20 protein-coding genes are annotated in these 22,572 nt (G+C 59.1%); 12 read left to right on the top strand and 8 right to left on the bottom strand.

Annotated features, from left to right (window positions below; all coding sequences use genetic code 11):
• The first annotated feature begins 11 nt into the window (after positions 1–11).
• Positions 12–827 (top strand): tRNA cyclic N6-threonylcarbamoyladenosine(37) synthase TcdA, encoded by an 816-nt coding sequence (tcdA, locus tag HX790_RS04540; protein ID WP_370589469.1) that lies wholly within the window; start codon positions 12–14, stop codon positions 825–827.
• Positions 828–926: 99 nt separating this feature from the next.
• Here tcdA and HX790_RS04535 read toward each other — a convergent pair whose 3' ends face one another.
• The 4 genes from HX790_RS04535 to HX790_RS04520 form a co-directional block, all read right to left on the bottom strand.
• Positions 927–1,340 carry a SufE family protein gene (locus HX790_RS04535; RefSeq protein ID WP_017137132.1) on the bottom strand — a complete coding sequence of 138 codons (414 nt, stop codon included), beginning with the start codon at positions 1,338–1,340 and terminating at the stop codon, positions 927–929.
• The gene (locus tag HX790_RS04530) at positions 1,337–2,542 is read right to left on the bottom strand and encodes an aminotransferase class V-fold PLP-dependent enzyme (RefSeq protein WP_176991284.1); all 1,206 of its coding nucleotides are present in this window, start codon (positions 2,540–2,542) and stop codon (positions 1,337–1,339) included. The genes HX790_RS04535 and HX790_RS04530 overlap by 4 nt, the downstream gene beginning before the upstream one ends.
• 63 nt (positions 2,543–2,605) lie before the next feature.
• Positions 2,606–3,640, bottom strand: a complete 1,035-nt coding sequence (gene dapD / locus HX790_RS04525) for a 2,3,4,5-tetrahydropyridine-2,6-dicarboxylate N-succinyltransferase (protein WP_017137134.1) — start codon at positions 3,638–3,640, stop codon at positions 2,606–2,608.
• Positions 3,641–3,671: 31 nt separating this feature from the next.
• Positions 3,672–3,980, bottom strand: a complete 309-nt coding sequence (locus HX790_RS04520) for an arsenate reductase (protein WP_231982825.1) — start codon at positions 3,978–3,980, stop codon at positions 3,672–3,674.
• Between the two features lie 278 nt (positions 3,981–4,258).
• Between HX790_RS04520 and HX790_RS04515 the strand changes: the two genes are divergently transcribed.
• Positions 4,259–5,902, top strand: a complete 1,644-nt coding sequence (locus tag HX790_RS04515) for a Na+/H+ antiporter (RefSeq protein ID WP_017137136.1) — start codon at positions 4,259–4,261, stop codon at positions 5,900–5,902.
• A gap of 19 nt (positions 5,903–5,921) precedes the next feature.
• Here the strand turns inward: HX790_RS04515 and HX790_RS04510 are convergent, their stop codons facing one another.
• The 4 genes from HX790_RS04510 to map form a co-directional block, all read right to left on the bottom strand.
• The gene (locus tag HX790_RS04510; RefSeq protein WP_017137137.1) at positions 5,922–6,632 is read right to left on the bottom strand and encodes a M12 family metallopeptidase; all 711 of its coding nucleotides are present in this window, start codon (positions 6,630–6,632) and stop codon (positions 5,922–5,924) included.
• A 165-nt stretch (positions 6,633–6,797) separates the two neighbouring features.
• Positions 6,798–7,994: a succinyldiaminopimelate transaminase gene (dapC, locus tag HX790_RS04505; RefSeq protein ID WP_017137138.1), complete on the bottom strand. Its 1,197-nt coding sequence runs from the start codon at positions 7,992–7,994 to the stop codon at positions 6,798–6,800.
• A gap of 146 nt (positions 7,995–8,140) precedes the next feature.
• Positions 8,141–10,843 (bottom strand): [protein-PII] uridylyltransferase, encoded by a 2,703-nt coding sequence (locus HX790_RS04500; RefSeq protein ID WP_017137139.1) that lies wholly within the window; start codon positions 10,841–10,843, stop codon positions 8,141–8,143.
• Positions 10,844–10,909: 66 nt separating this feature from the next.
• Positions 10,910–11,692, bottom strand: coding sequence for a type I methionyl aminopeptidase (gene map, locus HX790_RS04495; RefSeq protein ID WP_017137140.1), 783 nt, complete (start codon positions 11,690–11,692; stop codon positions 10,910–10,912).
• Positions 11,693–12,079: 387 nt separating this feature from the next.
• Between map and rpsB the strand changes: the two genes are divergently transcribed.
• The 10 genes from rpsB (at position 12,080) to HX790_RS04445 (ending at position 22,571) form a co-directional block, all read left to right on the top strand.
• Positions 12,080–12,817 carry a 30S ribosomal protein S2 gene (gene rpsB / locus HX790_RS04490; protein ID WP_003189158.1) on the top strand — a complete coding sequence of 246 codons (738 nt, stop codon included), beginning with the start codon at positions 12,080–12,082 and terminating at the stop codon, positions 12,815–12,817.
• A gap of 191 nt (positions 12,818–13,008) precedes the next feature.
• Positions 13,009–13,872 (top strand): translation elongation factor Ts, encoded by an 864-nt coding sequence (gene tsf / locus HX790_RS04485; protein ID WP_017137141.1) that lies wholly within the window; start codon positions 13,009–13,011, stop codon positions 13,870–13,872.
• Between the two features lie 211 nt (positions 13,873–14,083).
• Positions 14,084–14,827: a UMP kinase gene (gene pyrH / locus HX790_RS04480; protein WP_003172271.1), complete on the top strand. Its 744-nt coding sequence runs from the start codon at positions 14,084–14,086 to the stop codon at positions 14,825–14,827.
• Complete coding sequence (frr, locus tag HX790_RS04475) at positions 14,824–15,381, top strand: ribosome recycling factor (protein WP_017137142.1); 558 nt, start codon at positions 14,824–14,826, stop codon at positions 15,379–15,381. The genes pyrH and frr overlap by 4 nt, the downstream gene beginning before the upstream one ends.
• A gap of 17 nt (positions 15,382–15,398) precedes the next feature.
• On the top strand, positions 15,399–16,154 hold the full coding sequence (uppS, locus tag HX790_RS04470; RefSeq protein ID WP_017137143.1) for a polyprenyl diphosphate synthase: 756 nt from the start codon (positions 15,399–15,401) through the stop codon (positions 16,152–16,154).
• Complete coding sequence (locus HX790_RS04465) at positions 16,155–16,964, top strand: phosphatidate cytidylyltransferase (protein ID WP_017137144.1); 810 nt, start codon at positions 16,155–16,157, stop codon at positions 16,962–16,964.
• Positions 16,961–18,151 (top strand): 1-deoxy-D-xylulose-5-phosphate reductoisomerase, encoded by a 1,191-nt coding sequence (gene ispC, locus HX790_RS04460; protein WP_026013714.1) that lies wholly within the window; start codon positions 16,961–16,963, stop codon positions 18,149–18,151. Before HX790_RS04465 ends, ispC begins: the two co-directional genes overlap by 4 nt.
• A gap of 53 nt (positions 18,152–18,204) precedes the next feature.
• Positions 18,205–19,557: a sigma E protease regulator RseP gene (gene rseP / locus HX790_RS04455; protein WP_017137146.1), complete on the top strand. Its 1,353-nt coding sequence runs from the start codon at positions 18,205–18,207 to the stop codon at positions 19,555–19,557.
• 74 nt (positions 19,558–19,631) lie between these two features.
• Positions 19,632–22,022 carry an outer membrane protein assembly factor BamA gene (gene bamA, locus HX790_RS04450; protein WP_017137147.1) on the top strand — a complete coding sequence of 797 codons (2,391 nt, stop codon included), beginning with the start codon at positions 19,632–19,634 and terminating at the stop codon, positions 22,020–22,022.
• A 45-nt stretch (positions 22,023–22,067) separates the two neighbouring features.
• A complete protein-coding gene (locus HX790_RS04445) occupies positions 22,068–22,571 on the top strand; it encodes an OmpH family outer membrane protein (RefSeq protein ID WP_003189173.1) in 504 nt (167 codons plus the stop codon).
• Position 22,572: the final 1 nt, after the last annotated feature.

The raw sequence follows: 22,572 nt of genomic DNA, 5'->3' as shown, positions 1-22,572 counted from the left end.
GGGTAATGGTCATGAGCACAGAAGATCCGCGGTTTGCAGGCGTCGCCCGCTTGTATGGCATTGAAGGCCTGGAACGCTTGAAAGCGGCCCATGTGGCGATCGTCGGCGTCGGCGGCGTGGGCTCTTGGGCGGCGGAAGCCATGGCCCGTTGCGGCGTGGGCGAGATTTCGCTGTTTGACCTGGACGATGTCTGCGTCAGCAACAGCAACCGCCAGTTGCACGCCCTGGACAGCACCGTGGGCAAGCCCAAGGTCGAGGTAATGGCCGAACGCCTGCGCGGTATCAACCCGGATTGCACGGTGCACGCGGTGGCGGACTTCGTAACCCGTGACACCATGGCTGAGTACATCACGCCGAATATCGATTGCGTGATCGACTGCATCGACGCCGTGAACGCCAAGGCCGCGCTGATCGCCTGGTGCAAGCGCCGCAAGATCCAGATCATCACCACCGGCGGTGCCGGCGGGCAGATCGACCCGACGTTGATCCAGGTCTGCGACTTGAACCGTACCTTCAATGACCCGCTGGCCTCGACAGTGCGCTCCACGCTACGCCGCGACTACGGCTTTTCGCGCACCGTGACCCGCCATTACAGCGTGCCGTGTGTGTTCTCTACCGAGCAGCTGCGCTATCCCAAGCCGGACGGCAGCATTTGTTTGCAGAAAAGTTTTGTCGGTGACGGCGTGAAGCTGGACTGTGCGGGCGGGTTTGGCGCGGTGATGATGGTCACGGCCACGTTTGGCATGGTGGCGGCGACCAAGGCGGTGGACAAAATTGTGGCCGGGGTGCGCAGGCCGTCGGAGCGGGTTAAACCTACCCAGATCTAGCTGTCCTGCACAAAACAAAATGTGGGAGCTGGCTTTGACTGATAGACCGAGGTGCCTGCATCGCAGGCAAGCCAGCTCCCACACAAGCCAGCTCCCACATTAGTTTTGCGTACAGGTCAGCTCTTGCATGCGCTGCAGTACAGCATTAAGCCCATTGCTGCGCGACGGCGACAGCTGGCGCGAAAGCCCCAGTTGATTGAACCAGTCCGGCAAGTCAACCGCCTGCAACTCACTTGCCGACAACCCATTGACCCGTGCCAGCAGCAACGCCACCAACCCCCGGATCATTCGCGCATCGCTGCTCGCGGCAAACTGCCAATGGCCGTCCTGTAAACGGCCGACCAACCACACCAGGCTTTCACAGCCCTGCACGAGGTTGGCCTCGACCTTTTCGTCAGCCGCCAACGCCGGCAGCCGCTCGCCCCACTGCATCAGCATGCGGGCGCGTTGTTCCCAACTGCCTACTGCCTGAAACGACTCAAGCGCGCTGATGGCATCCGCAGGCAAGCTCATCGCAACATATCCAGCGCCTGATCCAGCGCTTCAAAGAAGCGCTCCAGGTCATCGGAGTCGTTATACAGCGCCAGGGACACACGGATCGCTCCGGACAAGTGCATGGCCTTGAGCAACGGCATGGCGCAATGATGGCCAGCTCGCACGGCAATGCCTTGTTCGGTCAACAGATGAGCCAGGTCGGCGTTATGCACGCCCTCCACCACGAAACTGGCGAGTGCCACCTGGGGCGAGCCCAGTACGCGCACGCCATTGCGTGCTTTCAGGCCGCGCAGCAGGTAGTCATGCAGGGCTGCTTCATGGGCGACCACGGCCGGCTGGTCCAGAGAGTTCAGGTAGTCCAGCGTGGCACCCAGGCCGATCACACTTGCAATCGGCGGCGTGCCCGCTTCGAAACCCAGCGGGGCAGGGCGAAAGCTCGCACTTTGATACTCGGCCTGCTGCACCATCTCGCCGCCAAACTGCCAGTGGCGCAGGTGATGCAGCGCTTCGTTGCGGCCATACAGCACGCCGACGCCGTCCGGGCCGTAGAGCTTATGACTGGAAAACACGTAGAAGTCGCAACCCAGCGCCTGTACGTCGTGGCGACCATGGACAATGCCTTGGGCGCCATCGACCACGGTCAAGGCACCGTGGGCCTTGGCCATTGGCAGCAAGACCTCCAAAGGTTGCCAGGCGCCGAGTACGTTGGACAGCTGGCTCACTGCCAGCAAGCGCGTACGCGGGCTGATCAATTCGGCGGCGGCTTGCAGGTCAATCACGCCATCCTCGCCAAGGGGCAAGACCACCAGCGTCAGCGCGCGACGTTTGGCCAGTTGCTGCCAGGGCAGCAGGTTGGCGTGGTGTTCCAGGGCGCTGAGGACAATTTCATCACCCGCATTGAATAAGTGCTCAAGGCCATAGGCCAGGAGGTTCAGCGCAGACGTCGCGCCGTGGGTAAACACGATCTGCCCGCTGTCACCTGCATTCAACCACTGCGCGACCTTGCTGCGACTGTCTTCAAACGCCTGGGTCGCGTGGGCACCCGGCAAATGCTGGGCACGGTGCACATTGGCTGCGCCATTGGCGTAGTAATGGCTGATGGCATCCAACAGGGCTTGGGGTTTTTGCGTGGTGGCGGCGTTGTCCAGGTAGGTCTGGTCTTGCCGTTGCAGGGTGGCGATGGCCGGAAAATCGGCGCGCCAGGGGGAGGGCACAAGCATGGTCTTAAGACTCGTATAAGCGAGCCCCAGGTTTGGGGCTCGCTAGTGGCATCGAGTGGCTGCTTAGTTGTGAGCGTGCAGCGCTTCGTTCAGTTCGATCGCCGATTTGTGGGTTTTGCACTCCACGGCACCGGTCTGGGAATTGCGGCGGAACAGCAGGTCCGGCTGGCCAGCCAGTTCGCGCGCCTTGACCACTTTGACCAGTTGGTTGTGCTCGTCTAGCAGAGCAACCTTGGTACCGGCAGTCACGTACAGGCCCGACTCCACGGTATTGCGGTCGCCCAACGGGATACCGATACCGGCGTTGGCGCCGATCAGGCAGCCTTCGCCCACCTTGATCACGATGTTGCCGCCGCCCGACAGGGTGCCCATGGTGGAGCAACCGCCGCCCAGGTCCGAACCCTTGCCGACGAATACACCTGCCGATACACGGCCTTCGATCATGCCCGGGCCTTCGGTGCCACCGTTGAAGTTGACGAAACCTTCGTGCATCACGGTGGTGCCTTCGCCCACGTAGGCGCCCAGGCGGATGCGCGCGGCATCAGCGATACGCACGCCAGCCGGCACTACGTAGTCAGTCATTTTCGGGAACTTGTCCACCGAGAACACTTCCAGCAGCTCGCCACGCAGGCGTGCTTCCAGTTGGCGCTCGGCCAGCTCGTTGATGTCGATTGCGCCCTGGCTGGTCCACGCCACGTTCGGCAACTGCGGGAACACACCGGCCAGGCTCAGGCCGTGGGGCTTGACCAGGCGGTGGGACAGCAGGTGCAGCTTGAGGTAGGCCTCAGGCGTGGAGGTCAGTGCGGCGTCTTCGGCCAACAGGGTGGCGACCAACGGGGTGTGGCTTTCAGCCAGGCGGCTGAGCAGCGCGGCCTGGGCCGTGTCGACACCTTTGAGCGCGTCAGCCAGTTGCAGCGCCTGGCTCACGGTGAAAGTAATGGCCTGGTTGCCCTCGGTATAACCGAGGATCGGCGCGATGGCGGCAACGATCTCGGCCGACGGGTTGAGCAGCGGTTGTGCGTAAAACACTTCCAGCCAAGCACCTTGGCGGTTCTGAGTGCCGACGCCGAAGCCCAGGCTGAACAGGGAATTGGACATGCTGTTACCTCTACAAAAATGGAAGGCTGGCCTACTTGAGGGCCGCCGAATAACTATCTGGCTTGAAGCCAATCAGGGTTCTGTCACCGAGATCGAGCACCGGGCGCTTGATCATCGAGGGTTGTGCGAGCATCAATTCAATGGCTTTCGACTGATCGAGATCGGCTTTGCGTTCGTCTTCGAGTTTGCGAAAGGTGGTGCCCGCACGGTTCAAAACCACCTGCCAACCGTGCTCGTTGCACCATTGGGTCAAGTGTTCGCGGTCGATACCGGCTGTTTTGTAGTCGTGGAACTCATAGCTCACAGCGTGCTCATCGAGCCAGGTGCGCGCCTTTTTCATGGTGTCGCAGGCTTTGATGCCGAAAAGGTGCAAGGTTGTGCTTGAAGCGGTCAAGGAATTGCCCCCCTTTGGACGTATGAAAGTTAAAGGTCACGGATTATGCCACGACCAGCGGGTTTGGGTGCCGCTCGTCATACTTGCCGATGATTCAGTGCGACTTATGTGCAAAAGCCGTTGCGCAGCCAAGCGGGTAACATAGCCGGTTAATATGGCACTTCAACGGCCAGTTGTTGCCAGATCGGTGTCATAGCAAGTCGATTGTCCGGGAAACCCGCGTTATGCAAACCGCCTATACCGTTCTTATCCTGCTGATGCTGGTCAGCGTTTCGCGCCTTGTCGGGCGCATTATTCCCCTGCCGTTGCCCTTGGTGCAGATCGCCGCCGGCGCCTTGCTGGCCTGGCCTACGCTGGGGTTGCACGTGGCGCTGGACCCGGAGCTGTTCCTGTTTTTGTTCCTGCCGCCGTTGCTGTTCTCCGATGGCTGGCGCATGCCCAAGCGCGAATTGTGGCGGCTCAGAGGCCCGATCCTGACGTTGGCGGTGGGGCTGGTGTTGTTTACCGTGGTCGGTGCCGGTTACTTCATCCATTGGATATTGCCTACGATCCCGTTGCCGGTGGCCTTCGCCTTGGCGGCCGTATTGTCCCCGACTGACGCCGTGGCGGTGTCGGCCATTTCCCAAAATCGCCTGCCAAAACCTTTGATGCATATGCTTCAAGGCGAGGCATTGATGAATGATGCCTCGGGCCTGGTGACCTTCAAGTTCGCCCTGGCGGCGGCGTTGACCGGCGTGTTTTCCCTGGCCGATGCCAGCCTGACTTTTGTGCTGGTGGCGGTGGGCGGCCTCGCGGTAGGCGTGGCGCTGAGCTGGTTGGTCGGCCGTTTACGCGCCTGGATGATTGCCCGTGGTTGGGACGACCCGGCCACCCACGTGGTGTTTATGTTGCTGCTGCCGTTCGCAGCCTACGTGCTGGCCGAGCGCCTGGGTGCATCCGGCATCCTGTCGGCGGTGGCGGCGGGCATGATGCAAAGCTGGCTCGACTTGCTGCCACGCCAGACCAGCACGCGTTTGCTTAACCGCAGTGTGTGGTCGCTGCTGGAGTTTGCGTTTAATGGCCTGATCTTCCTGCTACTGGGCCTGCAACTGCCGGACATCATCAAGGCCGTGGTCAGTCACGAACCGACACTGTGGCCAACGCTGTTGTATCGCTGCCTGGATGTGGTTGCGATCTTCCTGGTGCTGGTGGTGCTGCGCTTTATCTGGGTGCAAAGCATCTGGCGTTTGTCGGGCCTGTTACGGCGGCTGCGTGGGAAAAGCGAGCTGACACTCGTGCCTACGGCCCGGTCCTGCTGGCTATTGACCGTGGGTGGCGTGCGCGGTGCGGTCACTTTGGCGGGTGTGATGTCGGTGCCTTTATTGCTGGCGCCTGGCCAGGATTTTCCCGAGCGCGACCTGCTGATCTTTATCGCCGCCGGCGTGATCCTACTGTCGCTGGTGGCGGCCTGCATTGCGTTGCCGCTGCTATTGCGTGGCATCGAGCAGAGCCCCGATGAAAAGCGCCATAACGAAGTGCGTGAGGCGTGGAAAAAAACCGCCGTAGCCGCCATCCACGCGCTGGAAGCGGACGAGCCTGCCGAAACCGAAACCCCAGACGCCGCCCAGGCAGCACTCGCGACCGAGTTAAAGGCGCGGCTGATGTCGGAATACCGTCATCAGTTGGAAGTATTCAACGATTCAGCCGAAGCCCAGGCACTGGCGCATCAGATGGACCTGCTTGAACGCAAATTGCGCCTCAAGGCCCTGCGCGCGCAGCGCTTGGAGTTGTACAGCCTGAGCCGTCATCACCAGATTGGTGATGACGTGTTGCGCGAGGTCTTGGCGGATCTGGATATGAGTGAGGCGAATCTGGGTGTGATGAAGTAGTTGTCCACACCGCGGTGCCTTAAAGTTTGGGGTACTGCTCGGCTATGAAAGACTTATCCAGTTCTGTCAATCGGGTGGGCCAAGGGATTGCCGGCTGCTTCCATAGTTCGTCTCTGGTGAAGCCGTAATGCATGATTGAGTTTCTATCGTATTTGGAGGCAGCGACGTTTTTTCCAGTGAGGCGCTGGAGAATGTCTTTATGGATGGCTTCATTCGATCCATGGCCTTTAAAGTGCCTGTAGATGGTTGGCGTATTAAAATCAATCGTTCTATTGGGGTGTTTATGTTCGTGATGCAACCCTAGGGCATGCCCGAACTCATGGGCTGCAATGGCTTCGAATCTTGGGTTGTCGTAAGGGTTTGGCAACACCATGGTCGGTAGGTAGAGGGGCACTTTTTGCGCGTCGGTTCCAAGTGCAGAGCTGCCTGATTGAGTCTCCCCATAGTCCAGCGCGATGCGTATATCTCCCTCTTCCCCTGAAACAAATTCAAAGGTCAGGTTGATATGCGACAGCCAAAGATTCGCAGCCTTTTTTATGTGCTCCAGTGCTTCTTCGTCGGCATCATAGACAGCAATCTTCAGCGTGGAATTTTGCGGCCAGTATTTGTCGGGTGCTGAAACAGCACGGGTTTTTCTTGAGTGGGATTTATCCGGGGGCGCTTGATATATATCAATGTCGTGAGTGCGTGTGGAGGTGAAACCGAGAGTTGCTGTGCTCAGGTTTGTCATCGTGCCATGTCTACATTGTTCAAGACGTTAATGAACATTGAGTGGCACTTGTCGTTGATAGGATTCCACCGATTATCGTTTTTAAGCAAATGGCTACTTATGCAGCGCAGTGTCGATCGTGTGGCGCTGCCCGCACTTTATTACAGTGCGGGCATTGTGGGGTGTTCAGCGACGGTTTATGAAGTCCCGAATCCGTTCCGCCGCTTCCACACACTCCGACAACGGCGCAACCAGCGCCAGGCGTACGCGACCGGCGCCAGGGTTGAAGCCGTCGACTTCGCGCGACAGGTACGAACCCGGCACTACGGTCACGTGTTCTTCCACGAACAAGTCACGGCAGAACGCGGCATCGTCGCCCTTCACATTCGGCCACAGATAGAAGCCGCCGTCTGGGGCTTGTACATCCAGCACCGGCTTGAGAATCGCCAGCACGGCGTCGAATTTCTCCCGATACATGTCACGGTTGGCCAATACGTGGGGCTCATCCTGCCAGGCAGCAATGCTGGCCAGCTGGGTTTGCACCGGCATCGCGCAGCCGTGATAGGTGCGGTACAGCAGGAAGGCCTTGAGGATATCGGCATCGCCGGCCACGAAGCCCGAGCGCAGGCCTGGCAGGTTGGAGCGCTTGGACAGGCTGTGGAACACCACGCAACGCTTGAAGTCCTGGCGGCCCAGTTCCACACAGGCGCTGAGCAGGCCTGGCGGCGGGGTTTGTTCGTCGAAGTACAGCTCGCTGTAGCACTCGTCGGCGGCGATCACGAAGTCATATTCGTCGGCCAGGGCGATGAGCTTTTTCAGGGTCTCGACCGGGATCAGCGCGCCGGTCGGGTTGCCGGGTGAGCACAGGAACAGGATCTGGCAGCGTTTCCAGATGTCTGGCGAAACGGCGTCGAAGTCCGGGTTGAAACCATTGCTGTTCAGGCACGGCAGGTAATGCGGCTTGGCCCCGGCCAGGAACGCAGCGCCTTCATAGATCTGATAGAACGGGTTGGGGCTGACCACCAGTGCATCGTCAGCGCGGTTGACCACGGTTTGTGTGAAGGCAAACAGCGCCTCGCGGGTGCCGTTGACCGGCAAAATGTTGCGCGCCGGGTCGAGCCAACCTTTGGGCACGTTGAAGCGCCGTTCGCACCAGGCGCCGATGGCCTCGCGCAGGGCCGGGATGCCCAGGGTGGTCGGGTACACCGCCATCTGGTCGAGGTTATCCGCCAGGGCCTTGGCTACGAAGGCCGGGGATTTGTGCTTCGGCTCGCCGATGGACAGCGCGATCGGGCGCTTATCCGGGTTCGGTGTAACGCTGCCGAGCAGGGCGCGCAGTTTTTCGAACGGGTAGGGCTGGAGCTGGTTCAGGGCGTTGTTCATGTAAGCCTCGATCAAGATGAGTGCGGCCTTTTGTGGGAGCTGGCTTGCCTGCGATCACATCGCTGCGGTGTACCAGATGCACCGCGGCGCCCGCATCGCAGGCAAGCCAGCTCCCACAGGGACCGTGCCCACTGGGAAGTTAAAAATCAAATGGTCAGTCTGGTCAGCTCGACACCCGGTTCCTGGCTCACGCTCAATTGCTGCACGATGGCTTCCTGCAAGCGCAGGCACAGCTGCGGGTCGGACAGCGGCTGGTTGTCGGCGTCGGTAATGAAGAACACGTCTTCCACGCGTTCCCCCAGGGTCGCAATCTTGGCGTTTTGCAGCGACAGGTCGAACTCCAGGAAGATCCCGCCGATGCGCGCCAGCAAGCCTGGGCGGTCCGGTGCGCTGAGTTCCAGCACGGTCACTGGGCGCTGGGCGTCGTTGGAAATGGTCACCTGGGGCGCAAACGCAAAGTGCTTGAGCTGGCGCGGCACCCGGCGCTGGATGATGGTTGGGTAGTCATCAGGGTTGCGCAGGGCCTCGGTAAGGCCTTCGCGGATCTTTTTCACGCGCACCGGGTTGTCGCCGATCGAGTCACCGTCGGTGTCGAGCACAATGTAGGTGTCGAGGGTGAACTGGCTGCTGGAGGTGATAACCCGCGCATCATGGATGTTCAGGTTGAGCTGGTCCATGGCGGCCACGGTCACGGCGAAGAAGTCGTGCTGGTCCGGCGCGTAGATGAAGATCTGCGTGCCGCCCTCGAATTCGCGCTGGGTGGTTTCCTTGATCAGCACCAGTGGGCCGCCGTCGGCCGGCTGTTGCAGGATCGCGTCACTGTGCCAGGCCACGTCGCCGGCGGTGTGGCGCAGGAAGTAATCATCGCCCAGTTGCGACCATAGCTGCTCGACGTCATCCGGGTCGTTGCCGCCGCGCACGAGGATATCCAGGGCCGCGCTTTGGGTGCGGCGGATCTGCTCCTCGCGGTCCACCGGGTTTTCCAGGCCACGGCGCAGCGCGCGCTTGGTCTCGGTGTAGAGCTGGCGCAACAGGCTGGCGCGCCAGGAATTCCACAGTGTCGGGTTGGTGGCGTTGATGTCGGAGACGGTCAGCACGTAAAGATAGTCGAGGCGGGTTTCATCACCGACGATCCCGGCAAAGTCGTGGATCACCTGCGGGTCGGAGAGGTCCTTGCGCTGCGCGGTCGTCGACATCACCAGGTGGTTCTGCACCAGCCACACGATCAGGCGGCTGTCCCACTGCGGCAATTGGTGGCGCTGGCAGAAGGCTTCGGCATCGACCGCGCCGACTTCAGAGTGGTCGCCATGCCGGCCTTTGCCGATGTCGTGGTACAGGCCGGCCAGATAGATCAGTTCGGGTTTGGGTAGCTTGGCCATGAGTTTACTGGCCAGCGGGAATTTTTCTGACACCTGGGTGTACTGCAACTTGCGCAGGTGTTTGATCAAATTGAGGGTGTGGGCGTCGACGGTATAGATGTGGAACAGGTCGTGCTGCATCTGCCCGACGATAAAGCCGAACTCCGGCAGGTAGCGGCCGAGGATGCCGTAACGGTTCATGCGCCGCAGGTTGCGGTGAATGCCGATCTTGCACTTGAACAGTTCGATAAACAGGCTGGTGTTACGGATGTCGTTGCGAAAATCATCGTCGATCAGGTGACGGTTTTCCCGCAGCAGGCGGATGGTATCGGCGCGCACGCCTTTGATTTCCGGCTGCTGGGCCATCAGCACAAAGATTTCCAGCATGGCGAACGGCGTGCGACGGAACACATTGTCGTTGCGCGCCTCGATATAGCCGTCGTGCAGTTGGAAGCGCGAGTTGATCGGCTGCGGCGGGGCTTCGTCTTCCGGCGCCAGGATCACCTCTTCGAAGTGCTGGATGATCAGGTCGCTGAGCTGGGCAATGCTCATGACCACGCGGTAATACTGCTGCATGAAGCTTTCGATGCTGGTTTTCGCGTCCTCGCCTTCAAACCCCAGCAGGGTGGCGATGGAGCGCTGGTGGTCGAACAGCAGGCGGTCTTCGGAGCGCCCGGCGAGCATGTGCAGGGCGTAACGCACCTTCCACAGGAACTCCTGGGACGAGGCCAGCAGCGCATTTTCGCTCTCGACCAGAAAGCCTTCACCGGCCAAGGCGCGCAGGTTGAGGGTGCCGTACTGGCGGCGGGCCACCCATAAGATGGTCTGGATGTCGCGCAGCCCGCCCGGAGAGCCTTTGACGTTGGGTTCCAGGTTGTATTCGGTGTCGTTGTACTTGTGGTGCCGGGCTTTTTGCTCGGCACGCTTGGCCAGGAAGAACTCCTTGCTTGGCCACATATGCGCGGTGCTGGTGACCTCCAGCATGCGCTGGCGCAGGCGTTCCGGCCCGGCGATGGTGCGGCTTTCCATCAGGTTAGTGATGACGGTGAGGTCGGCGCGTGCCTCTTCGGCGCATTCGTCCACCGAGCGCACGCTCTGGCCGACCTCCAGGCCGATGTCCCACAACAGCGTCAGAAAACGCTCGATGGAATCGCGAAAGATCTCATGATCGGCACTGTCCAGCAGGATCAGCAGGTCGATGTCGGAGTAGGGGTGCAACTCACCTCGACCGTAGCCTCCGACCGCTACCAGGGCGATGTCGGCGTCTTCACTCCAACTGAACTGCTCCCAGGCCTTTTGCAGGATATTGTCGACGAACCAGGCGCGGTCCTCGATCAGCCGACGAATGTCCCGGCCGCTGCGAAAGCGCTCATCGAGCACCTCGCGGGCCTGGCGGATAGCCTTCTTGAAGGCGGCGATGGGGCTTGCCTTCAGGGCCAGTTCGGCCTGGAACTGGCCACGGTCGAAGAGTTCGGGGTCCACCTGGGGCATCGATCGGCTTTCCTATCTGTCTATTGAGTCAGTCACAACGGTGTAGCTGGAAAACCGAGGCAACCATCACGCCGAAACGCGAGGGATGGTGTCGTCTGCGCGCAGGGTGAAGATCTCGTAGCCGGTTTCGGTGACCAGCAGGGTATGTTCCCACTGGGCCGAGAGCTTGCGGTCCTTGGTGATAGCGGTCCAACCGTCGCCCAGCACCTTGGTGTCGGCTTTGCCCTGGTTGATCATTGGCTCGATGGTGAAGGTCATGCCTGCCTTGAGCTCCATGCCGGTGCCGGCGCGGCCGTAGTGCAGGATCTGTGGTTCTTCATGGAATACGGTGCCGATACCGTGGCCGCAGAATTCGCGCACCACCGAAAAGCCGTTCTTTTCTGCGTGCTTCTGGATCACTTCACCGATATCGCCCAGGCGGCAGCCAGGTTTTACGATCTCGATGGCCTTGTACATGCATTCCTGGGTGACCTGGGACAGGCGCTCAGCCCAGACCGGCACGTTGCCGACGTGGAACATACGGCTGGTATCGCCGAAATAGCGGTCCTTGATCACGGTGACGTCGATGTTCAGGGTGTCGCCGTCCTTCAACGGCTTGTCGCCTGGAATCCCGTGGCAGACCACGTGGTTGACCGAGGTGCAGATCGATTTGGGGAAGCCCTTGTAGTTCAGTGGGGCAGGGATGGCCTTTTGCACGTTGACTATATAGTCGTGGCAGATCTGGTTCAGAGTGTCGGTGGTGACGCCTGGCTTGACATGCTCGGCAATCATTTCCAGCACGTCGGCAGCCAGTTTGCCGGCAATGCGCATGCCGGCGATGTCTTCGGCGGTTTTCAAACTAACGGTCATACAGGCTCTCTCTAGCGCGACGCGCTGAAATCAATACGGTTTACGGGCGTGCGACAAATGGTTACGAAATTCGCACAAGCCTCAAAAAACGCGATTCTAACAGACGATGGCGTCAAATCATGATCCTCTGATAATCGCATCTCTCTATAGAGTAGGGGTATGTCGGCTCTATTCAAGGGGTTACACGAACACGGTTGCTGGCAAATGTGATTGCAGGTTTCGTTTTCGTCCTTCGTGTGGTATAAAATGCGCCGCTTTCCGGGGATACCCCGCAAAGCTTAAATCCACACACGTGTCGACACGATGACCTGGGTGCCGGAGGCCTTGATGCCGCTGGTTGGTCATTGGGATACGTGGAGGCCAAACCCGACTTATTAAGGAACTATCATGTCCCAAGTCAACATGCGCGATATGCTGAAGGCCGGTGTGCACTTCGGTCACCAGACCCGTTACTGGAACCCGAAAATGGGTAAATACATTTTCGGCGCGCGTAACAAGATCCACATTATCAACCTTGAAAAAACCCTGCCAATGTTCAACGAAGCTCTGACTTTCGTAGAGCGTCTGGCCCAGGGCAAAAACAAGATCCTGTTCGTCGGCACCAAGCGTTCCGCTGGCAAGATCGTTGCTGAAGAAGCAGCACGTTGCGGTTCGCCGTACGTCGATCACCGCTGGTTGGGCGGCATGCTGACCAACTTCAAAACCATCCGTGCTTCCATCAAGCGTCTGCGTGACCTTGAAGTGCAAGCCGAAGACGGTACTTTCGCCAAGCTGACCAAGAAAGAAGCGCTGATGCGCTCCCGTGACCTGGAAAAGCTCGATCGTTCCCTGGGTGGTATCAAGGACATGGGCGGTCTGCCTGACGCACTGTTCGTTATCGACGTTGATCACGAGCGCATCGCGATCACCGAAGCCAACAAGCTGGGCATCCCGGTTATCGGCGTAGTCGATACCAACAGCAGCCCGGAAGGCGTTGACTACATCATCCCAGGCAACGATGACGCAATCCGCGCTATCCAGCTGTACATGGGTTCGATGGCTGACGCTGTAATCCGTGGTCGCAACCACGTTGCTGGTGGTACCGAGCAGTTCGTTGAAGAAGCTCCGGTAGCTGCCGCTGAGTAATTAGCGCCCTGGCGTTGACTCAGTAAGCAAAAAGGGGGCTTGGCCCCCTTTTTGCCACCTCGAAAACCATTTGTCGGCAGCGCAGCTACAACTTCTGTAACGTGCAGCGGCCTACAAGGGTGATTCGGGAAGAATTGATCGCCCGTTTGATCGGGTGGAATGGTTGAAAACCTATCCAAGAGGATTTTGAAATGGCAGAGATTACTGCAGCGTTGGTTAAAGAACTGCGTGAGCGTACCGGCGAAGGCATGATGGATTGCAAAAAGGCCTTGACCAAGGCTGGCGGCGACATCGAAAAAGCCATTGATGACATGCGTGCTTCCGGCGCCATCAAGGCTGCCAAGAAAGCAGGCAACGTTGCTGCTGAAGGCGCTATCGCTCTGGTTGAAGACGGCAAGGCTGCCGTTCTGCTGGAAGTGAACTCCCAGACCGACTTCCTGGCTCTGCAGGACGACTTCAAGGCATTCGTTGCTGCCAGCGTCAAGAAAGCATTCGACGACAAGCTCACTACCGTTGAGCCGTTGATCGAAGCTCAAGAAGCTGATCGCCTGGTACTGGTCGGCAAGGTTGGCGAAAACGTCAACATCCGTCGCCTGGCCCGCGTTGAAGGCGATGTGGTTGGTGGTTACCTGCACGGTAACAAAATCGGCGTCGTGGTTGCCCTGAAAGGCGGCGACGTTGAGCTGGCAAAAGACATCGCTATGCACGTAGCGGCCAGCAACCCGGAATTCCTGCTGCCATCGGAAGTGTCCGCTGACGCAATTGAACGCGAAAAAGCCGTGTTCCTGAGCCTCAACGCTGACAAGATCGCCGGCAAGCCGGAAAACATCGTTGAAAACATGATCAAGGGCCGTATCAGCAAGTTCCTGGCTGAAGCGAGCCTGGTTGAGCAGGCGTTCGTCAAGAACCCTGAAATCAAGGTTGGCGAACTGGCCAAGAAAGCCGGTGCTGAAATCGTTTCCTTCACCTACTACAAAGTAGGCGAGGGCATCGAGAAGCCGGTCGACAACTTCGCTGAAGAAGTTGCTGCCCAGCTGGCTGCCGCCAAGCAGTAAGACAGTTTTCAACTGTCGCCGAAAGAGGCTGCCCGCTCACGCGCGCAGCCTCTTTTCAAATGGGAAGGCCAATTTTTATTTGGCTTCCTTTCGGAACTGGCTTACAAAGCCGTGTTCCGATGGCGCTGTAATAGCGTCCAGCTAGAGTGAATGCAAGCCGTAAACGGCTCGCCAAGAATTTTTAAAAAATACGCCGCAGGAGAGATTCGCAATGGCTCAGCAGGGCAGTGGTTATCAGGCTCGCTATAAACGCATTCTACTCAAGCTCAGCGGCGAGGCCCTGATGGGCTCGGAAGAGTTCGGGATCGATCCCAAGGTGCTCGACCGCATGGCGCTCGAAGTCGGCCAACTGGTCGGCATCGGCGTTCAAGTCGGCCTGGTGATTGGCGGCGGTAACCTGTTCCGTGGCGCGGCACTGAGTGCTGCCGGTATGGACCGGGTCACTGGCGACCACATGGGCATGCTGGCCACTGTGATGAACGCCCTGGCCATGCGCGACGCCCTGGAGCGCGCCAATATCTCGGCCATCGTGATGTCGGCTATTTCCATGGTTGGCGTGACTGATCATTATGATCGTCGCAAAGCCATGCGCCACCTGAACGCCAAGGAAGTCGTGATCTTTGCCGCAGGCACGGGTAACCCGTTCTTCACGACCGATTCGGCTGCCTGCCTGCGTGCCATCGAAATCGATGCTGACGTGGTGCTCAAGGCCACCAAGGTAGACGGCGTCTATACTGCCGACCCATTCAAAGACCCGCATGCCGAGAAGTTCGATCATCTGACCTACGATGAAGTGCTGGATCGCAAGCTGGGTGTGATGGACCTGACGGCTATTTGCCTGTGCCGCGACCACAAGATGCCGCTGCGCGTATTTAACATGAACAAGCCCGGCGCCCTGCTGAATATCGTACACGGCGGCGCGGAAGGGACTCTGATCGAGGAAGGCCAACAATGATCAACGAAATCAAGAAAGACGCTCAAGAGCGTATGCAGAAATCCCTGGAGTCTCTGGCCCATGCATTTGGCCAGATTCGTACCGGCAAGGCTCACCCAAGCATCCTGGGTAGTGTGATGGTGCCGTACTACGGCGCAGATACCTCCATCACCCAGGTGGCCAACATCACCGTAAAAGACTCGCGCACCCTGCAAGTCGTGGCTTTTGAGCGCAACATGCTCGGCGCTGTCGACAAGGCCATCCAGAGCGCTGGCTTGAACCTCAACCCGACCAACCTGGGCGAGTTGCTGTTGATCTCCATGCCGGCCCTGACCGAAGAAACCCGTAAGGGCTTCACCAAGCAGGCGAGCGCTGCGGCTGAGGATGCACGGGTTGCCATGCGAAACATTCGCCGTGATGCCATGGGTGAGCTGAAGAAGCTGGTCAAGGATAAAGAAATCAGTGAAGACGAAGAGCGTCGTGCTGCTGCTGATATCGACAAGCTGATCAAGGATTTCGAAGGCAAGATCACCAAGGCCTTCGAGGAGAAAGAAAAGGACCTGATGGCCGTATAAGGGGTCAGGACACCTTCATGGAAAAGACCAAGCAGACTGTGCCCTCTGTGGTGCCGCGCCATGTCGCGATTATCATGGATGGGAATAATCGCTGGGCGAAAAAACGCTTTATGCCGGGTGTCGCCGGGCATAAAGCGGGTGTCGATGCAGTGCGCGCGGTGATTGAGGTATGTGCCGAGGCCAAGGTCGAAGTGTTGACCCTGTTTGCCTTCTCCAGTGAGAACTGGCAACGGCCGGCCGAAGAAGTCAGCGCCTTGATGGACCTGTTCTTCAAGGCTTTGCGTCGTGAGGCCAAGCGCCTCAACGACAACAACATCAGCCTGCGTATCATCGGTGACCGTTCGCGGTTTCATCCGGAGCTGCAGGCGGCCATGCGCGAAGCTGAAGCCATCACCGCTGGCAGCAACCGTTTTGTACTGCAGATCGCGGCCAACTATGGCGGCCAGTGGGATATCGCCCAGGCCGCGCAGCGCCTGGCTCGCGAGGTACAGGCCGGGCACCTGCGGCCCGACGACATCACGCCCGAATTGTTGCAAACCTGCCTGGTGACCGGTGACCTGCCGTTGCCGGACCTGTGTATCCGCACCGGTGGCGAGCACCGCATCAGCAACTTCCTGTTGTGGCAGTTGGCCTACACCGAGCTGTACTTCTCCGACCTGTTCTGGCCGGACTTCAAACACGATGCCATGCGTAATGCACTGGCCGATTTCGCTTCCCGTCAGCGCCGCTTCGGTAAAACGAGCGAGCAGATCGAAGCTGGAGCCCGGGTTTAAATGCTTAAACAACGAATCATCACCGCACTGATCCTGCTGCCGGTCGCCTTGTGTGGGTTTTTCCTGCTCGATGGTTCCGGCTTTGCGCTGTTTATCGGCGTGGTCGTGACCCTGGGTGCCTGGGAGTGGGCGCGTCTGGCGGGCTTTAATGCGCAATTGCCACGCGTGGTCTACGCCGCTGTTGTAGCGCTGTTGCTGTTTCTGATGCATACCCTGTCGAGCATCGTGGTGCCTTGGGTATTGGGCGCTGCGGTGCTGTGGTGGGCGCTCGCGACCTTCCTGGTGCTGACCTTTCCGCGCACCAGTGGCCAGTGGTCCAGTGTTGCCAGCAAATTGGTGATTGGCTTGTTGATTTTGCTGCCGGCCTGGCAAGGCCTGGTGGAAATCAAGAATGCACCGATGGGCAACTGGCTGATCATGGCGGTGATGGTATTGGTGTGGGGCGCCGATATTGGCGCCTACTTCTCTGGTCGCGCCTTCGGCAAGCGCAAGCTGGCCTCGGCTGTCAGTCCTGGCAAGAGCTGGGAAGGCGTCTACGGCGGCTTGGCGTTGACCTTGCTGATCACGCTCGTAGTGGGTGTTGTGCGCGACTGGTCGGTGAAGGAAATACTCCTGGCCCTGCTGGGTACGGCGGTCGTGGTGTTCATCTCGGTGGTGGGCGACCTGACTGAAAGCATGTTCAAGCGCCAGGCCGGGATCAAGGACAGCAGCAACCTGCTGCCGGGCCATGGCGGCGTGCTGGATCGTATCGATAGCCTTACCGCTGCTATCCCGATCTTTGCAGTGCTGTTGTGGATGACGGCTTCGTGAGCCGCCTGCAACAGGTGACCGTGCTGGGTGCAACCGGCTCGGTGGGGTTGAGCACCCTGGATGTGATCGCTCGCCATCCTGACCGTTATCAGGTGTTTGCCTTGACCGGGTTCACCCGTTTGGCCGAGCTGCTGGCCCTGTGCGTGCGTCATACGCCGCGCTTTGCCGTAGTGCCTGAAGTGGCGGCAGCACGTGGCTTGCAGCAACAGTTGCAGGCTGTCGGGCTGGCTACGCAGGTGCTGGTGGGTGAGGAAGGGCTGTGCCAGGTGTCGGCCGATGCCGAGGTAGACACCGTGGTGGCGGCCATCGTCGGCGCAGCGGGTTTGCGCCCGACGCTGGCAGCGGTGGGTGCTGGCAAGAAGATCCTGCTGGCCAATAAAGAAGCGCTGGTCATGTCCGGCACGCTCTTTATGCAGGCAGTACGCAAGAGCGGCGCAGTGTTGCTGCCCCTCGACAGCGAACACAACGCAATCTTCCAGTGCATGCCCGGTGATTTTGCCCGCGGCTTGAGCCAGGTGGGTGTACGACGGATTCTTCTTACGGCATCCGGTGGCCCGTTCCGGCAAACTCCACTGGCTGATCTGGAGCACGTGTCGCCTGATCAGGCCTGTGCACACCCGAACTGGTCCATGGGGCGCAAGATTTCCGTGGACTCGGCGAGCATGATGAACAAAGGCCTGGAGTTGATCGAGGCGTGCTGGTTGTTCGACGCTCGGCCGGATCAGGTTGAAGTGGTGATCCATCCGCAAAGTGTGATTCATTCCCTGGTCGACTATGTGGACGGCTCGGTGCTGGCGCAGTTGGGTAACCCGGACATGCGCACGCCGATCGCCAATGCCCTGGCCTGGCCGGAGCGGATTGACTCGGGGGTCGCGCCGTTGGACCTGTTCGCCGTTGCGCGCCTGGACTTCGAGGCGCCGGACGAACAACGCTTCCCGTGCCTGCGTTTGGCGCGGCAAGCAGCAGAGGCGGGCAACAGTGCGCCGGCGATGCTTAATGCGGCTAACGAGGTGGCTGTGGCGGCGTTTCTTGACGGGCGTATTCGCTTCCCGCAGATCCCGAGTATCATCGAGGAAGTTTTGAGCCTTGAGCCCGTTGTGGCAGTGGAAGATTTGGGTGCAGTGTTCGAGGCCGATGCAAAGGCCCGTGCCCTGGCCGAGCAATGGTTGAACCGCAACGCGCGTTAGCCTGTGGGCAGGTTTGAGCCTTCAGGCACTGGATTGGAATGCGGAGAAATTAGATGAGTGCGCTCTACATGATTGTCGGCACCCTGGTTGCTCTGGGTGTGCTGGTCACCTTCCACGAATTCGGCCACTTTTGGGTGGCGCGTCGTTGCGGCGTCAAGGTACTGCGCTTTTCCGTCGGTTTCGGCATGCCGTTGCTGCGTTGGCACGATCGTCGTGGCACCGAATTCGTAATTGCGGCCATTCCGCTGGGTGGCTACGTCAAAATGCTCGATGAGCGTGAAGGCGAAGTGCCGGCTGATCAATTGGACCAGTCCTTTAATCGCAAGACCGTTCGTCAGCGTATCGCGATTGTGGCTGCCGGTCCGATCGCCAACTTCCTCTTGGCGATGGTGTTCTTCTGGGTCTTGGCCATGATGGGCAGCCAGCAGGTGCGCCCGGTCATCGGCGCGGTCGAAGCGGACAGCATGGCGGCCAAGGCCGGCCTGGTCGCAGGGCAGGAAATTGTTTCCATTGATGGCGAACCGACCACAGGGTGGGGCGCGGTCAATTTACAGCTGGTACGCCGCATGGGTGAAAGCGGCACCATTAATGTGGTGGTGCGCGAACAGGATTCCACCGCCGAGACGCCTCGCGCCCTGGCCCTGGATCACTGGCTCAAGGGCGCAGATGAGCCTGATCCGATCAAGTCGCTGGGGATTCGGCCTTGGCGCCCGGCCTTGCCGCCGGTACTGGCCGAGCTGGATCCGAAAGGCCCGGCGCAAGCCGCAGGTCTGAAAACCGGCGATCGTTTGTTGGCCCTTGATGGCCAGGCGCTGGGCGACTGGCAGCAAGTGGTTGATCTGGTGCGTGTACGCCCTGATACCAAAATTGTGCTGAAAGTTGAGCGCGATGGTGCTCAAATCGACGTCCCTGTGACCCTGGCGGTACGCGGGGAAGCCAAGGCCGCTGGGGGCTACCTGGGTGCCGGGGTGAAAGGTGTCGACTGGCCACCCTCGATGGTGCGGGAGGTCAGCTTCGGGCCGTTGGCGGCGATTGGCGAGGGTGCAAAACGCACTTGGACCATGAGTGTGCTGACCCTCGAATCGCTCAAGAAAATGTTGTTCGGCGAGCTCTCGGTAAAAAACTTGAGTGGACCGATAACCATTGCTAAAGTGGCGGGCGCTTCTGCCCAGTCGGGTGTCGCGGATTTCCTGAATTTCCTGGCTTATCTGAGTATTAGCCTTGGAGTTCTGAATTTGCTGCCCATTCCAGTATTGGATGGGGGGCATCTGTTGTTTTATCTGGTCGAGTGGGTGCGTGGTCGCCCCTTGTCGGATCGGGTGCAGGGTTGGGGGATACAGATCGGTATCAGTTTGGTGGTTGGAGTGATGTTGTTAGCTCTGGTCAACGATCTGGGACGACTGTAACGCTTCGCTGAATTGCGAATCTGCCGCATTTTGCGGCAGTTTGTTTATTGCCAGTTGGAATAAGAAAGGACTTCATGAAACGTCTGCTGCTAACTGCGGTTCTCACCGTATTGATGATCGCCGAAGTTCACGCCGAGTCCTTCACTATCTCCGATATTCGCGTCAACGGCCTCCAGCGGGTTTCCGCCGGTAGCGTCTTTGGTGCCTTGCCGTTGAACGTCGGGGAACAGGCGGATGATCGTCGCCTGGTGGAATCCACTCGTGCGCTGTTCAAAACCGGGTTCTTTCAAGATATCCAACTGGGTCGCGAAGGTAACGTCCTGGTCATCACTGTCGTTGAGCGACCTTCCGTCGCCAGTATCGAGATCGAGGGTAACAAGGCGATCTCCACTGAAGACTTGATGAAGGGTCTCAAGCAATCCGGCCTGGCCGAAGGCGAGATCTTCCAGCGCGCCACCCTCGAGGGTGTGCGTAACGAACTGCAACGTCAGTACGTCGCCCAGGGTCGCTATTCCGCGTCCGTGGAAACCGAAGTGATTCCGCAGCCTCGTAACCGTGTTGGCCTCAAGGTCAAGATCAACGAAGGCACCGTGGCGGCGATCCAGCACATCAACGTGGTGGGTAACACCAAGTTTGCTGATGACGACCTGATCGACCTGTTCGAACTCAAGACCACCAACTGGCTGTCGTTCTTCAAGAACGATGACAAGTACGCCCGTGAAAAACTCTCCGGTGACCTGGAACGTCTGCGTTCCTACTACCTGGACCGTGGCTATATCAACATGGATATCGCTTCGACCCAGGTGTCCATCACCCCGGACAAGAAACACGTCTACATCACCGTCAACGTCAACGAAGGTGAGAAATACACCGTGCGTGACGTCAAGCTCAGCGGCGACCTGAAAGTCCCTGAAGACCAGGTGAAGTCGCTGTTGCTGGTGCAGAAAGACCAGGTGTTCTCGCGCAAGCTGATGACCACCACGTCCGAACTGATCACCCGTCGCCTGGGTAACGAAGGCTATACCTTCGCCAACGTCAACGGCGTGCCGACCCCGCACGACGAAGACCACACCGTGGACATCACCTTCGTTGTCGACCCAGGCAAGCGTGCCTACGTGAACCGCATCAACTTCCGTGGCAACACCAAGTCTGCGGACGAAGTGCTGCGTCGTGAGATGCGTCAGATGGAAGGTGGCTGGGCGTCGACTTACCTGATCGACCAGTCCAAGACCCGTCTTGAGCGCCTGGGCTTCTTTAAGGAAGTCAACGTCGAAACCCCGGCCGTACCGGGTGTGGATGACCAGGTTGACGTGAACTACGCCGTTGAAGAGCAGGCCTCGGGTTCGATCACTGCCAGCGTCGGCTTTGCACAGAGTGCCGGTCTGATCCTCGGTGGTTCGATCACCCAGAACAACTTCCTCGGTACCGGTAACAAGGTCTCCATCGGCCTGACCCGAAGCGAATACCAGAGCCGCTATAACTTCGGTTATGTCGACCCCTACTGGACAGCTGACGGTGTGAGCCTGGGCTACAACGCCTTCTACCGCACCACCGACTACAAAGACCTGAACGTTGACGTTGCCAGCTACGCGATCGACAGCCTCGGCGCCGGTGTCAACATCGGTTACCCGATCAGCGAGACTTCGCGTCTGACCTTCGGTTTTACTGCGCAACAGGACAAAATCAAGACCGGTGTGTACACCACGGATGAGATTTTCGACTTCGTGCGCCGTGAAGGTGACCAGTTCCTGAACTTCAAGGCGTCGGTTGGCTGGTCGGAATCGACCCTGAACAAAGGTGTGCTGGCGACACGTGGCCATTCCCAAAGCCTGACTGCTGAAGCCACCACGCCGGGCAGCGACCTGTCGTTCTTCAAGCTCGACTACCGTGGCCAGTTGTTCCAGCCGCTGAGCGACAACTACACCGTGCGCCTGCACACCGAATTGGGTTATGGCGACGGTTATGGTTCGACCAGTGGTCTGCCGTTCTATGAGAACTACTATGCAGGCGGTTTCAACTCGGTTCGTGGCTTCAAGGACAGTACCTTGGGCCCGCGTGGTACGCCGAGTCGTGGTCAAGCGGTAACCGGTAACCAAGGCACGCTCCCTGACTCCAACAATGACGCTCTGGCATTCGGTGGTAACGTACTGATCCAGGGTGGTGCCGAGCTTCTGTTCCCGCTGCCATTCGTCAAGGATCAGCGTTCGCTGCGTACTTCGGTCTTCTGGGACGTGGGTAACGTGTTTGACTCCAAGTGCCAACAGGTCAACAACCCGACTCCTGGTTCTGTGTCCAACACCCAGTGCAATGACGTCAGTCTGACCAACCTCGCCAGTTCCGTAGGTGTAGGTGTGACGTGGGTGACTGCACTTGGCCCATTGAGCTTTGCTCTGGCCATGCCGATCAAGAAACCGGATAACGCTGAAACCCAGATTTTCCAATTCTCCCTCGGCCAGACGTTCTAAGCGTCTGACCCAAGATAACGACAACGGATTCTGTAGGAGTACATCGTGCGTAAGTTGACTCAATTGGTTCTGCTGGCCACCGTGCTGGTAACCACCCCGGCCTTCGCCGAAATGAAAATCGCCGTCCTGAACTATCAGATGGCCCTGCTGGAATCCGACGCGGCCAAGCGTTACGCCGTGGATGCCGAGAAGAAGTTCGGTCCGCAACTGACCAAGCTCAAGACTCTGGAAAGCAGTGCCAAGGGTATCCAGGATCGTCTGGTAGCCGGTGGCGACAAAATGCAGCAAGGCGAGCGTGAGCGTCTGGAGCTTGAATTCAAGCAAAAGGCCCGCGACTACCAGTTCCAGTCCAAGGAGCTGAACGAAGCCAAAGCCGTTGCTGACCGTGAAATGCTCAAGCAGCTCAAGCCTAAGCTCGACAGCGCCGTGGAAGAAGTCATCAAGAAAGGTGCCTTTGACCTGGTGTTCGAGCGCGGCGCCGTGATTGACGTCAAGCCTCAATACGACATCACCCGCCAGGTGATCGAGCGCATGAACCAGCTGAAGTAAG

The sequence above is a fragment of the Pseudomonas sp. IPO3747 genome (genome assembly GCF_013385245.1).
Lineage (GTDB): Bacteria > Pseudomonadota > Gammaproteobacteria > Pseudomonadales > Pseudomonadaceae > Aquipseudomonas > Aquipseudomonas edaphica.
Note: the sequence above shows the minus strand (reverse complement) of the source record. Positions and strands in the feature narration are given on the sequence as shown.